The 12,023-nt window shown below is 70.9% G+C and carries 11 protein-coding genes; 9 read left to right on the plus strand and 2 right to left on the minus strand.

Features of this window, described 5'->3' with window-relative positions:
- The first annotated feature begins 13 nt into the window (after positions 1-13).
- The 4 genes from CYAGR_RS18990 (at position 14) to CYAGR_RS01735 (ending at position 3,159) form a co-directional block, all read left to right on the plus strand.
- Entirely contained in the window at positions 14-598 is a 585-nt protein-coding gene (locus CYAGR_RS18990) for a hypothetical protein (protein ID WP_245552576.1), read from the plus strand.
- A gap of 15 nt (positions 599-613) precedes the next feature.
- Entirely contained in the window at positions 614-1,171 is a 558-nt protein-coding gene (locus tag CYAGR_RS01725) for a hypothetical protein (protein ID WP_015108036.1), read from the plus strand.
- Entirely contained in the window at positions 1,168-2,205 is a 1,038-nt protein-coding gene (gene trpS, locus CYAGR_RS01730; protein WP_015108037.1) for a tryptophan--tRNA ligase, read from the plus strand. Before CYAGR_RS01725 ends, trpS begins: the two co-directional genes overlap by 4 nt.
- Before the next feature lie 303 nt (positions 2,206-2,508).
- Positions 2,509-3,159 carry a glycoside hydrolase family 24 protein gene (locus CYAGR_RS01735; protein WP_015108038.1) on the plus strand — a complete coding sequence of 217 codons (651 nt, stop codon included), beginning with the start codon at positions 2,509-2,511 and terminating at the stop codon, positions 3,157-3,159.
- 6 nt (positions 3,160-3,165) lie between these two features.
- On the opposite strand, the gene CYAGR_RS01740 is transcribed toward CYAGR_RS01735, so the two are convergent.
- Positions 3,166-3,699: a TM2 domain-containing protein gene (locus tag CYAGR_RS01740; RefSeq protein WP_083891419.1), complete on the minus strand. Its 534-nt coding sequence runs from the start codon at positions 3,697-3,699 to the stop codon at positions 3,166-3,168.
- Positions 3,700-3,817: 118 nt separating this feature from the next.
- Here CYAGR_RS01740 and thrS point away from each other — a divergent pair, with 118 nt between their 5' ends.
- The 5 genes from thrS to CYAGR_RS01765 all read left to right on the plus strand — a co-directional run bounded on the left by thrS (position 3,818) and on the right by CYAGR_RS01765 (position 11,577).
- Positions 3,818-5,665, plus strand: coding sequence for a threonine--tRNA ligase (thrS, locus tag CYAGR_RS01745; RefSeq protein WP_015108040.1), 1,848 nt, complete (start codon positions 3,818-3,820; stop codon positions 5,663-5,665).
- Positions 5,662-6,693, plus strand: coding sequence for a glucokinase (locus CYAGR_RS01750; RefSeq protein WP_015108041.1), 1,032 nt, complete (start codon positions 5,662-5,664; stop codon positions 6,691-6,693). The genes thrS and CYAGR_RS01750 overlap by 4 nt, the downstream gene beginning before the upstream one ends.
- A gap of 56 nt (positions 6,694-6,749) precedes the next feature.
- Positions 6,750-7,724 (plus strand): homoserine kinase, encoded by a 975-nt coding sequence (gene thrB, locus CYAGR_RS01755; protein ID WP_015108042.1) that lies wholly within the window; start codon positions 6,750-6,752, stop codon positions 7,722-7,724.
- Positions 7,725-7,817: 93 nt separating this feature from the next.
- Entirely contained in the window at positions 7,818-9,401 is a 1,584-nt protein-coding gene (locus CYAGR_RS01760; protein ID WP_015108043.1) for an NAD(P)H-quinone oxidoreductase subunit 4, read from the plus strand.
- 61 nt (positions 9,402-9,462) lie between these two features.
- Positions 9,463-11,577, plus strand: coding sequence for a M3 family metallopeptidase (locus CYAGR_RS01765; protein WP_015108044.1), 2,115 nt, complete (start codon positions 9,463-9,465; stop codon positions 11,575-11,577).
- Between the two features lie 18 nt (positions 11,578-11,595).
- On the opposite strand, the gene CYAGR_RS01770 is transcribed toward CYAGR_RS01765, so the two are convergent.
- On the minus strand, positions 11,596-11,832 hold the full coding sequence (locus tag CYAGR_RS01770; protein ID WP_043325316.1) for a hypothetical protein: 237 nt from the start codon (positions 11,830-11,832) through the stop codon (positions 11,596-11,598).
- Positions 11,833-12,023 lie beyond the last annotated feature (191 nt).

Below are 12,023 nucleotides of genomic sequence, written 5' to 3' on the forward strand. Positions count from 1 at the left end.
CCGGGTCCCCTCCGTGCCGTCTTCCGATGCCCGCTCCGGCCCGGCTGCGACGTCCGGCTCGGCTGCCACGGTGGATGGTCTGTTCCTGCTGGACCCGCACCGCGAGGAGCTGCGTGGTGCCCTCCAGGAACTGGAGGGCAGTGACCACTGGCACGGCGGCCTGCCGGTGCTGCTGCTGGAGCGCTGCTGGCTGCGCCTCAGCCGGGTCCCGGTGGAGGGGCTCGCCTATCGCCTGCCGCCGGACTGCAGCCAGGAGGCCCCTGAGCTGCGCCGCTACCGGGAACTGGTGGCCGCCGGTCACCCGGCCTGGGAGGCCGAACGGCTCTGCTGGGAGGACTTTGGAGCGGACGCCTGCCGGGAGGCGCTGCGGAGGTTCTGGGCCGCCCAGGAGCGGGGCACCCAGGGCTGGACGCTCGAGACCTACCTGGACCTGATCCAGCAGTACCGGCTGCGCTTCGCCGCCGGCGGATCCCGTCCCGTGCCCCTGCTGGTGCTGGCGCGGCGGGAGGGCCATGCCCGTCGGGACAGGCACAGGCTGCTGTGGCTGGGTCCTGACGCCGCCGCCGGCCGGCCGTCGATGCGCGACACTTGCCCCTGATTGCGGGCTGCGGCCATGGCGGACGACACCAACACCCCCCTTCCCGTGGGCTCCGGCCGCGGGGATTCCCCCGAGCGGGGCGGCCGTTCGGGGCCGAACCGGGAGCCGGGCGGCTTCCGCATCCGCCTCAGTGACAACGAGATGCAGGCCGCCCGTGCCCTGCAGGAGGCCTTCGGCCTGCGCTCCACCGTCGCGGTGCTGGGTTTTTCCCTGCGCACCCTCGCCGACCAGTTGGAGAAGGGTCAGCTCGAGGCCCTGGTGGCCGAGCACCGGGCCCAGGCAGGATCCCGCGCCCCCGCTCCCCGGGGAGGGGAGCCCCGCCGGGGCAGTGGCGATGGCCAGCCCCGCCAGGGGGGCCGTGGCGGCCATGGGGCCCCCCGGATCGATCCCTTCGCCCGGCCCAGCCGGCCCGCGGCGCCCGTGGCGGTGATCGAAGCGGAAGCCCCGGCTGAAGCTGCGGAGGCCGAGGTTGAAACCGAAGAGGCCGTGGTGGCCACGGACGCCGCTCCTGAGGCGGCCGAAGGGGCGATGGCCTCCGCCGACACCGAGGGCGACGCCTCCCCGGAAGCGTGAGCGACAACGGCGCCAGGACGGCGCGGCCCCGGGTGCTGTCCGGCGTGCAGCCCACCGGGGCCCTGCACCTGGGCAACTGGCTGGGGGCGATCCGCAACTGGGTGGCCCTGCAGGACAGCCACGAGACCTTTTTCTGCGTGGTCGATCTGCATGCGATCACGGTGCCCCACGATCCGCGTCGCCTGGCGGAGGACACCCTCACCACGGCGGCCCTCTACCTGGCGTGCGGCATCGATCCGCAGCGGTCGACGGTGTTCGTGCAGAGCCACGTCAGCGAGCACAGCGAGCTCTGCTGGCTGCTCAACTGCGTCACGCCGCTCAACTGGCTGGAGCGGATGATCCAGTTCAAGGAGAAGGCGCTCAAGCAGGGCGACAACGTCTCCGCCGGCCTGCTGGACTACCCGGTGCTGATGGCCGCGGACATCCTTCTCTATGACGCCGATCTGGTGCCGGTGGGGGACGACCAGAAGCAGCACCTGGAGCTGGCGCGGGACATCGCCCAGCAGCGCATCAACGCCCGCTTTGCGCCGGATCCGGAGCACCCGGTCCTCAAGGTGCCCGAGCCCCTGATCCTGAAGGAGGGGGCCCGGGTGATGAGCCTCACCGACGGCCGCAGCAAGATGAGCAAGAGCGACCCGAACGAGGGCTCACGGATCACGCTGCTGGACCCGCCCGAGCTCATCACCCGCAAGATCAAGCGGGCCAAGACCGACCCGGTCATGGGGCTGGAATTCGGCAACCCGGAGCGGCCGGAGGCGGACAACCTGCTTGGCCTCTATGCCCTGCTCTCCGGCGTGGGCCGCGAGCAGGCGGCCGCGGAGTGCGGCGCCATGGGCTGGGGCGCCTTCAAGCCCCTGCTGGCGGACGCGGCGGTGGAAGCCCTGCGGCCCCTGCAGCAGCGCTACGCCGAGCTGCGCAGCGACCCGGGTCACCTCAAGGCAGTGCTCAGGGATGGACGGGAGCAGGCTTCAGCCGTGGCCGCCGCCACCCTGCAGCGGGTCCGCAGCGCCCTCGGTTTCCTGGCTCAGGATTGAACCGAGGGGTGGTCCCGGAGGCAAGTGGCCGGGGAAAAGCGTGAATCAATTGTTCTGTATTGATCACGACAGCTGATCGTTTGTCGTGGGTGTGGCCGAGCCTGCCGGTTGCCCGGTGAGGGCGGTCAACGGCCGGCTGTTTCTCGCGCCTCCCCGCTCCCAACTGAAATTGTCCTGAATGGCCGCCGCCAGGTCAGGGCTTGTGAGCACATTGGGTCATTATTTGTCCAGTACGGGCGACGGGGTGTCGCGTCCAGGCCCCGGGCCTGAGCAGGGTCATGGATCCCTGACGACCGCTTGCCCTTGCGTCGCACCCTGCCGCCGCCGTCGAAGCCGCTCCCGCGGGGACCGCTCACCCTGGTGCTGCTCCTGATGCTGCCGATGGTGCAACGCCCTGCCACCCCCGTTTCACCGGCGGCGGTCCGGCCTGCCGCCCCGCCCACCGCGCGGCCGGTGGTGGCCAGCGTCCCCGGTCCCTACGGGATCACCCCCGAGCGGCGGGCCCTGCTGAACACGATCCGCTACGCCGAGGGCACCTGGCTGGACGGCAGCGACGACGGCTACCGGGTGCTCTTCGGCGGGGACCGCTTCGGCGACCTCAGCCGTCACCCCGACACCGTGGTGCGACGTGGCTATGCCAGCGCCGCCGCCGGTGCCTACCAGTTCCTGCCCACCACCTGGGACCGGGCCGCCGAACGCCTCGGGCTCCGGGATTTCGGCCCCGCCAGCCAGGACCAGGCCGCCCTGCACCTGATCCAGCAGCGCGGCGCGCTGCGGAGCTTCGATCGGCAGGGCCTGACGCCCGAGGTGCTGGCGCGGCTGGCGCCGGAATGGGCCTCCCTGCCGACCCTGGCGGGCGAGAGCCACTACGGCCAGCCGGTGAAGTGCCGCACCGAGCTGCAACGTTTCTACGAGCGGGAGCTGGAGCGGCAGCGGCGCCTCACCAGCGCCTGATCGGCCTCACGGCTCCCGGTAGACCACCCGGCCCCGTTCGTCGTTGCCCACGTCCAGCAGGTGGTTGAGCAGCAGCCGCTCGATCTCGGCGCTGACCACACTGCTGTTGGCCTGGGGGGGCAGCTGGAGCTCCAGCAGGGCGTCGTTGAGGGTGAAACCGGCCTTGCCGGTCCGGCGGGCCAGCTGGAGCAGCTGGCGCTCGATCGGCGGGTAGGCCGCCGTGTCCCGGCCCGCCAGGGCCTCCTCCAGCAGCAGCGACTGGTTGGCCTGGCGCACCATGTCGGGCAGCAGCACCAGATCCAGCAGCTGGCCGATGCCGCAGAGCCCGAAGGTGAGCAGCCAGAGGGTGCCGCTCAGGGGCTTGCGGTTGTAGAAGCGCGGCAGGCCACACAGCCCCACCAGGCACGTGCACCACAGCAGGTAGCTGAGGGCGACGCTGCGCCGCTCGGCGGCCCGGTTCAGACCCGGCCCCTCCGGGCCGCCGGGGGCCGGTCGCTGCACTGCGCTCTGGACGGGTCCTGGCGTGGGTCGGGCGGCCATCACGGTGCTCAGCTTCTCCAACCTAGGCCCGATCGATGGCGGCTCCGGCCTCCGGCGGCGGCGCCGGCCGGGGGCGCACCGGTGGGCCTGGATACCATGCCTTCAACAGGTTGCCTCCATGACGTCCGCGCCCCCTTCGCCGGTGCCACCGGCCTCCAGCCCCGTCGCTCCCGGCGACGCCCCCTCCGAGGCGGCCGCCATCGTGCTGCCGAAGACGAGCGAGAGCCCCCAGCTGCTGCGGATCCGCCACTCGATGAGCCACGTGCTCGCCATGGCCGTGCAGAAGCTCTTCCCCCGGGCGCAGGTCACCATCGGTCCCTGGACCGAGAGCGGCTTCTACTACGACTTCGACAACCCCGAACCCTTCACCGACGCCGATCTCAAGGCCATCCAGAAGGAGATGGGCAAGATCATTGCCCGCAAGCTGCCCCTGGAGCGCATCGAGGTGAGCCGCGAGGAGGCGGAGCGGCGGATCCGGGCCCAGAACGAGCCCTACAAGCTGGAGATCCTGGAGGGGCTCAGCGAGCCGATCACCCTCTACACCCTGGGCGACCAGTGGTGGGACCTCTGCGCCGGCCCCCACGTGGCCCACACCGGCGAGCTCCACCCCAAGGCCTTCGCCCTCGAAAGCGTGGCCGGGGCCTACTGGCGTGGTGATGAGAAGCGCGCCCAGCTGCAGCGCATCTACGGCACCGCCTGGGAGACGCCCGAGCAGCTGGCCGAGTACCAGCGGCGCAAGCAGGAGGCCCTGCGCCGCGACCACCGCCGGCTGGGCACCGACCTGGATCTGTTTTCCATCGAGGAGGAAGCCGGCGCCGGGCTGGTGTTCTGGCACCCCCGCGGCGCCCGCATGCGGCTGCTGATTGAGGACTTCTGGCGGGCGGCCCATTTCGAGGACGGCTATGAGCTCCTCTACACCCCCCATGTGGCCGACCTCAGCCTCTGGAAGACCTCGGGCCACCTCGACTTCTACAGCGAGAGCATGTTCGGCCCGATGGCGGTGGACGAGCGGCAGTACCAGCTCAAGCCGATGAACTGCCCGTTCCACGTGCTCACCTTCGCCAGCCGGCTGCGCTCCTACCGGGAGCTGCCGATCCGCTGGGCCGAGCTCGGCACCGTCTACCGCTATGAGCGGCCGGGGGTGATGCACGGGCTGATGCGGGTGCGGGGCTTCACCCAGGACGACGCCCACGTGTTCTGCCTGCCGGAGCAGATCTCCGATGAGATCCTGCGGGTGCTCAACCTCACCGAGCGCATCCTCTCCACCTTCGATTTCCGCAGCTACGAGATCCATCTCTCCACCCGCCCCGAGAAGTCGATCGGCGAGGACGCGGTGTGGGACCTGGCCACCGCCGGCCTGGTGGAGGCCTTGGAGCGCAAGGGCTGGGCTTACAAGGTCGACGAGGGGGGTGGTGCCTTCTACGGACCCAAGATTGACCTCAAGATCGAGGATGCGATCGGCCGGCTGTGGCAGTGCTCGACGATCCAGCTCGATTTCAACCTGCCGGAACGCTTCGATCTCCACTACGTGGCCGCCGACGGCAGCCGATGCCGGCCGATCATGATCCACCGCGCCATCTTCGGCTCCCTGGAGCGCTTCTTCGGCGTGATGGTGGAGAACTACGCCGGTGATTTCCCCTTCTGGCTCGCCCCCGAGCAGGTTCGGCTGCTGCCCGTCACCGATGACGCCCTCCCCTGGGCCGAAGAGCTCCGGGGCCTGCTGGCGGCCGCCGGCATCCGTGTCGGCATCGACCACAGCGGTGACCGGCTCGGCAAGCTGATCCGCAACGGCGAGCAGATGAAGATTCCGGTGCTGGGGGTGATCGGTGCACGGGAGGCCGAAACCCGTACGGTCAGCCTGCGCAGCCGCCGCCAGGGCGATCTGGGCAGCGTGGCCGCCGACGCCCTGGTGGCCGCCGCAGCGGCGGCCAATGCCGGCCGGCTGGCCACCCTGGCGCTGGCATGAGCCTCCTGCTGGCGGGCGACATCGGCGGCACCAAGACCCTGCTCAGCCTCTGGCGGCCGGGCGGGGAGCGACCCGAGCTGGTGCTGGAGGAGCGGTTCGTCTCGGCGGACTGGCCGGACCTGGCCCCCATGGTGCGCCACTTTCTGGCCGCTGCCGGGCCGGTGGCCGGCGGCGTTCCGGCGGCCGCCTGCTTCGCGGTGGCTGGTCCGGTGGAGGGGGGACGGGCCCAGCTCACCAATCTCCCCTGGGTGCTCGACACCGCCGAGCTGGCCCGTGGCTGCGGCCTGCCGCTGGTGGAGCTGGTCAACGATTTCGCCGTGCTGATCTACGGCCTGCCCCATCTTGATGCCGACCAGACCGAGCCGGTGCGCCAGGGCCAGCGGGATCCGCACGCCCCGTTGTTGGTGCTGGGGGCCGGCACCGGCCTGGGGGTGGCCATGGGCCTGCCCACCGCCGGAGGCCTGCGGGCCCTTCCGAGCGAGGCGGCCCACGGGGAGTTCGCCCCCCGTTCGGCGGCCGAATGGGATCTCAAGCAGTGGCTCAGGGCCGATCTGGCCCTGGAGCGGATCTCGATCGAGCGGGTGGTGAGCGGCACCGGCCTGGGCCACGTGGCCCGCTGGCTGCTTGAACGGCGCCACCCCGGCGGCGACCATCCCCTCAGCGGCCCGGCCCGGCTCTGGTGGGAGGCCGGCGATGGGCCCGACCGCGCCGACCTGCCGGCGGCGGTGGCCCTGGCCGCCGCCGCCGGTGACCCCCTGGCGGCCGAGGCCCTGGCGCTCTGGCTCGCTGCCTACGGCAGCGTCTGCGGGGACCTGGCCCTGGCCTGCCTGAGTCGCGGCGGACTGTGGCTGGCGGGGGGCACGGCGGCCAAGCTGCTGGCGGGTCTGCGCTCGGACGCCTTCCTCGGCCCGTTTCTCAACAAGGGCCGGCTGCGCTCCACCCTGGAGCCGATGCCCATCACGGCCGTGGTGGATCCGGGCGTCGGCACCTTCAGCGCCGCCTGCCGGGCCCGGATGCTGCTGGGCTGAGCCCGGCAGGCCCCACAGGGTCCGGCTGCAACACTGTGCCCAACGACAGAACACGTATGGTCCGGCCCCAGATCGGCCAGGGGGTGGTGGTGGCGGTTCCCGCCACCACCGCCAACATCGGCCCTGGTTTCGATTGCCTCGGCGCCGCGCTGGATCTCGGCAACCGCTTCGAGCTGCGGGTGATCGAGGGGGGCGGTGAGCGGTTCGAGCTGATCATCGAGGGCCCCGAGGGGGCCCACCTGCGCGGCGGCCCCGACAACCTCGTCTACCGCTCGGCCCAGCGGGTCTGGCGGGAGGTGGGGGTGGAGGCGGTGGCCCTGGAGGCGCGCGTGCAGCTGGCGGTGCCCCCGGCCAGGGGTCTGGGCAGCAGCGCCACCGCCATCGTGGCGGGTCTGATCGGCGCCAATGCCCTGGTGGGGGAGCCCCTCAGCCGCGAGAAGCTCCTGGAGCTGGCCATCGACATCGAGGGCCATCCCGACAATGTCGTTCCTTCCCTGCTCGGCGGGCTGTGCCTGACGGCCCGGGCCGCCTCCCACCGCTGGCGGGTGGTGCGCTGCGAGTGGAACCCTGCCGTCAAGGCCGTGGTGGCGATCCCCACGATCCGGCTGAGCACGAGTGAGGCGCGCCGTGCCATGCCGCGCAGCATCCCGATCAGCGACGCGGTGATGAATCTGGGGGCGCTGACCCTGCTGCTGCAGGGGCTGCGCACGGGCAACGGCGATCTGATCGCCGATGGCATGCACGACCGCATCCACGAGCCCTACCGCTGGGGACTGATCCAAGGGGGGAGGGCCGTCCGGGAGGCGGCCATCGGTGTCGGGGCCTGGGGCTGCGTGATCAGCGGCGCCGGGCCCAGCCTGCTGGCCCTCGCCCCCGAGGAGCGGGCGGCGGCGGTGGGTGAGGCCATGACCCACGCCTGGCTGGCGGAAGGGGTGAGCAGCCACAGCGCCGTGCTGGGACTCCAGGAGGGCGGCAGCACCTGGGCCACCCTGCCGGAGGGGAGCCGACCACAGGCCGTGCTTGGTGAGTAGAACTACCCAGTTGATAGGCTCTGCCGCCCGGGGACACCGTCCCGACGCGGCAGCGTCTCCCGTCATACTTCCTGCCTGGAGCACCCCACCGTGATGGACGCCAGCCTCCCTCTTTCGCTCGCGTCCTCATCGCTTCCTTCCGGACTCACCGAGGCCGGCTTTCCGTGGCTCAGCCTGATCGTGCTGCTGCCAGCCACCGCCGCCCTGGTGATGCCCCTGCTGCCCGGTGACGGCAGCGACCCCCGCCTCCCCCGCACCCTGGCCCTTGGGGTGCTCGGCGTGGATCTGGCCCTGATCCTCTGGGTCTTCGCCCGCCATTTCGACGCCGGACTCGGCGGCCTGCAGCGGGTGGCCTGGGTGCCGGCCCTGGGCCTGGAATGGTCCCTCGCCGCCGATGGACTGTCCGCCCCCCTGGTGGTGCTCAGCGGCCTGGTCACCCTGCTGTCGGTGGCGGCCAGCTGGAACATCCGCCTCAAGACCCGCCTCTATTTCGCCCTCCTGCTGGTGCAGGCCACGGCCCAGAGCCTGGTCTTCCTCTCCCAGGATTTCCTGCTGTTCTTCCTGGCCTGGGAACTGGAGCTGGTGCCGGTCTACCTGCTGATCGCCATCTGGGGCGGCAAGCAGCGCCAGTACGCCGCCACCAAGTTCATCCTCTACACGGCCACGGCCTCGCTGCTGATCCTGATCAGCGGCCTGGCCCTGGCCCTCTCCGGCGACACCTTCACCCTCAACCTCAGCGAACTGGCGGCCCGCTCCCCCGGCGGCACCTTCGGCCTGCTCTGCTACCTGGGCTTCCTGGTGGGCTTCGGGGTGAAGCTGCCGATGTTCCCCCTGCACACCTGGCTGCCCGATGCCCACGGCGAGGCCAATGCGCCGGTGTCGATGCTGCTGGCGGGGGTGCTGCTCAAGATGGGGGGCTACGCCCTGCTGCGCTTCAACGTTCAGATGCTGCCGGAGGTGCATCTGCGTCTGGCCCCGGCCCTGATCGTTCTGGGCATCATCAACATCGTCTATGGCGCCCTCAACGCCTTCGCCCAGGACAACGTCAAGCGCCGCATCGCCTGCAGTTCCGTCAGCCACATGGGCTTCGTGCTGCTGGGCATCGGCGCCGTCGACGCCCTTGGCATGAGCGGCGCCATGCTGCAGATGATCAGCCACGGGCTGATCGCCGCGGCGATGTTCTTCGTCACCGGCGTCTTCTACGAGCGCACCGAGACCCTCTCGATCCCCAACATGGGCGGTCTGGCCAAGGTCCTGCCGATCACCTTCGCCTTCTTCCTGGCCAGCTCCCTGGCCTCCCTGGCCCTGCCGGGGATGAGCGGCTTCATCAGCGAGATCACCGTGTTCCTCGGGGTCACCTCGTACGAGGGCTTCACGGTCGGCTTCCGGGTGATCACGATCGTGCTGGCCGCCATCGGCCTGGTGCTCACCCCGGTGTACCTGCTCTCCCTCTGCCGCCGGGTGTTCTTCGGTCCCCGGATCCCGGCCCTGGCGGTGGTGGGCGACATGAAGCCCCGGGAGCTTCTGATCGGACTCACCCTGCTGGTGCCCACCCTGGTGATCGGTTTCTGGCCGCGGGTGGCGATCGATCTCTACGAGGCCAGTACCAATTGTCTGGCCGCCGAGCTGGCCGGCACCGGGGCCGTGGCCCTGGGACGGATGGCCGCCCTCGGCTGAGCCGCCGCCCGGCGCCCCGGTGGGCTGAAATGGGTTCTTCCATCGAAGCGGCATCCCGGCGATGACCACCACCCTCCAGAGCCCCCCTGCCCTGCTGGCCGGCGAGGGCCTGCCCCGCTTCGAGGCCATCACCCCCGACCAGGTGGTGGCCCATATCCCAGCGCTGCTGAGCACGCTCCAGGCGGAGCTCGATCGGCTGGAGGCGGATCTGGCGGCGGCCTGCGCGGAGGCCAGGCCCCTGGGCTGGGCGGAGGTGATGGATCCCCTGCACCGGCTGGGTGAGCGGCTGCGCTGGAGCTGGGGGGTGGTCAGCCACCTCAACGGTGTCTGCAACAGCCCGGAACTGCGGGAGGCCCATGCCAGCCAGCAGGCGGCGGTGGTGGCCTTCGGCAACCGGGCCGGCCAGAGCCGGGTGCTGTTCGAGGCCCTGCGCAGCCTCCAGGCCCAGGGCGGACTCGATGCCACCCAGGAGCGGATCCTGACGGCCGAACTGCGCGACATGGAACTGCGGGGCGTGGGCCTGGAAGGGGAGGCCCAGGAGGCTTTCAACGCCGCCAGCCAGGAGCTGGCCGAGCTGGCCACCGCGTTCGGCAACCGAGTGTTGGATGCCACCAACACCTGGACCCTGCGGCTCAGCGAACCGGCCGAGGTGGAGGGGTTGCCCGAGAGCCTCAAGGAGCAGCTGGCCCAGGCCGCCCGCGAGGCCGGGGATGGTGAGGCCACGGCCGCCGAGGGGCCCTGGCTGCTGGGGCTCGACATGCCCCGCTTCGGCCCGTTCCTGAAGTACAGCCGTCGCCGCGACCTGCGTGAGATCGCCTATAAGGCCCATGTGAGCCGGGCCTCGGGCAAGACCGACGGCAACTGGCCGGCGATCGAGCGGATCCTCACCCTGCGCCGCGAGCAGGCCCAGCGCCTGGGCTACGGGTCCTGGGCCGAGGTGAGCCTGGCCGCGAAGATGGCCGGCTCGGTGGAGGAGGTGGAGGCCCTGCTGGAGGATCTGCGTGCCGCCGCCTATCCGGTGGCCCTCCAGGAGCTGGAGGAGCTGCGCGCCTGCGCCGCCCGCGAGGGGGCCGCCGAAGCGGAGGACCTGAAGCCCTGGGATGTCAGTTTCTGGGCGGAGGTGCGGCGCCAGGAGGCCTTCGATCTCGACAGCGAGGCCCTGCGGCCCTGGTTCCCCCTGCCCCGGGTGCTTGATGGCCTGTTTGGGCTCTGCGACCGCCTCTTCGGCATCCGTATCCACCCGGCCGATGGCGAGGCGCCTGTCTGGCATCCGGACGTACGTTTCTTCCGCGTCGATGACGCCGGCAGCGGCGAGCCCCTGGCGGCTTTCTACCTGGATCCCTACAGCCGGCCGGGCAGCAAGCGAGGCGGCGCCTGGATGGATGAATGCCTGGTGCGCTCGGTGGACCGAGCTGGTGCGCCCGTGCTGCCCGTGGCCTATCTGGTGTGCAACCAGAGCCCGCCGGTGGGGGATACCCCCAGCCTGATGACCTTCGAGGAGGTGGAGACCCTCTTCCACGAGTTCGGCCATGGCCTGCAGCACATGCTCACCACGGTGGAGCGTCCCCAGGCGGCCGGCATCAACAACGTGGAATGGGATGCCGTGGAGCTGCCCAGCCAGTTCATGGAGAACTGGTGCTACGACCACGCCACCCTGATGGGCATGGCGCGCCACTGGCAGAGCGGCGAACCGCTGCCGGAGGCGGAGTTCGCCAAACTCCAGGCCGCCCGTACCTTCATGGGCGGTGCGGCCACCCTGCGCCAGGTGCACTTCGCCCTCACCGACCTGCGGCTCCACAGCCAGTGGACGCCGGAATGCGGCCGGACACCGGAGCAGCTGCGCCGGGAGATCGCCGTCACCACCACGGTGCTGGAGCCGATCGAGGAGGACGCCTTCCTCTGCTCCTTCGGCCACATCTTCGCCGGCGGCTATTCCGCCGGCTACTACTCCTACAAGTGGGCCGAGGTGCTCAGCGCCGATGCCTTCAGCGCCTTTGAGGAGGTGGGACTGGAGAACGAGGCGGCGATCCGGGCCACCGGCCGCCGCTTCCGCGAGACGGTGCTCAGCCTCGGCGGCAGCCGCCATCCCGGCGAGGTGTTCGAGACCTTCCGGGGCCGGCCCCCTAGCCCGGAGGCCCTGATCCGGCACTCGGGGCTGGTGGCGGCAGGGGCCTGAGGGGCCTACCTGGGCCGCTTAGCCGGGCAGCCCTGCCTGGCTGATCGAACCCAGCTTGACGCCCTTGGGGGCGTACGTCCAGCCGTCCCGGATCCTGATCTTTTCGTCCCAGGGGAGCTTGTAGCTGCCATTGGCCAGATCCCTGACCCAGGTGAGGACGTTCGTCTTCTGCCCGCAGGGTTTGCCCACATAGGCCCGGTAGCCCAGGTTGAAGATGTTGTTCTCCAGAGCCCAGTTTTCCTGCGCCTTGTCCACCAGACGGGGGAACAGTTCGGCTGTGTCGATCTCCCAGGGGTCGGTGGCCCCGGCTGGAGCGCCGGGCCGGGCGACAGGCGTGAATCATGTGAGAATGGTTGTCATTCTGCCCTGTCCCGCCATCGCTCGTCACGGCCTGACCTCCCCGCTGGGGCCCCTGTCTCCGCTGTCGCGGGCCGCCCGCGACCGCC

This window comes from Cyanobium gracile PCC 6307 (assembly GCF_000316515.1).
Taxonomy (GTDB): domain Bacteria; phylum Cyanobacteriota; class Cyanobacteriia; order PCC-6307; family Cyanobiaceae; genus Cyanobium; species Cyanobium gracile.

Coding starts and splice junctions, on each gene's coding strand:
- CYAGR_RS01725 (WP_015108036.1), top strand. CDS start 614: ATGGCGGACGACACCAACACCCCCCTTCCCGTGGGCTCCGGCCGCGGG.
- CYAGR_RS01750 (WP_015108041.1), top strand. CDS start 5,662: ATGAGCCTCCTGCTGGCGGGCGACATCGGCGGCACCAAGACCCTGCTC.
- CYAGR_RS01765 (WP_015108044.1), top strand. CDS start 9,463: ATGACCACCACCCTCCAGAGCCCCCCTGCCCTGCTGGCCGGCGAGGGC.
- thrS (WP_015108040.1), top strand. CDS start 3,818: ATGACGTCCGCGCCCCCTTCGCCGGTGCCACCGGCCTCCAGCCCCGTC.
- CYAGR_RS01760 (WP_015108043.1), top strand. CDS start 7,818: ATGGACGCCAGCCTCCCTCTTTCGCTCGCGTCCTCATCGCTTCCTTCC.
- thrB (WP_015108042.1), top strand. CDS start 6,750: ATGGTCCGGCCCCAGATCGGCCAGGGGGTGGTGGTGGCGGTTCCCGCC.
- CYAGR_RS01740 (WP_083891419.1), bottom strand. CDS start 3,699: ATGGCCGCCCGACCCACGCCAGGACCCGTCCAGAGCGCAGTGCAGCGA.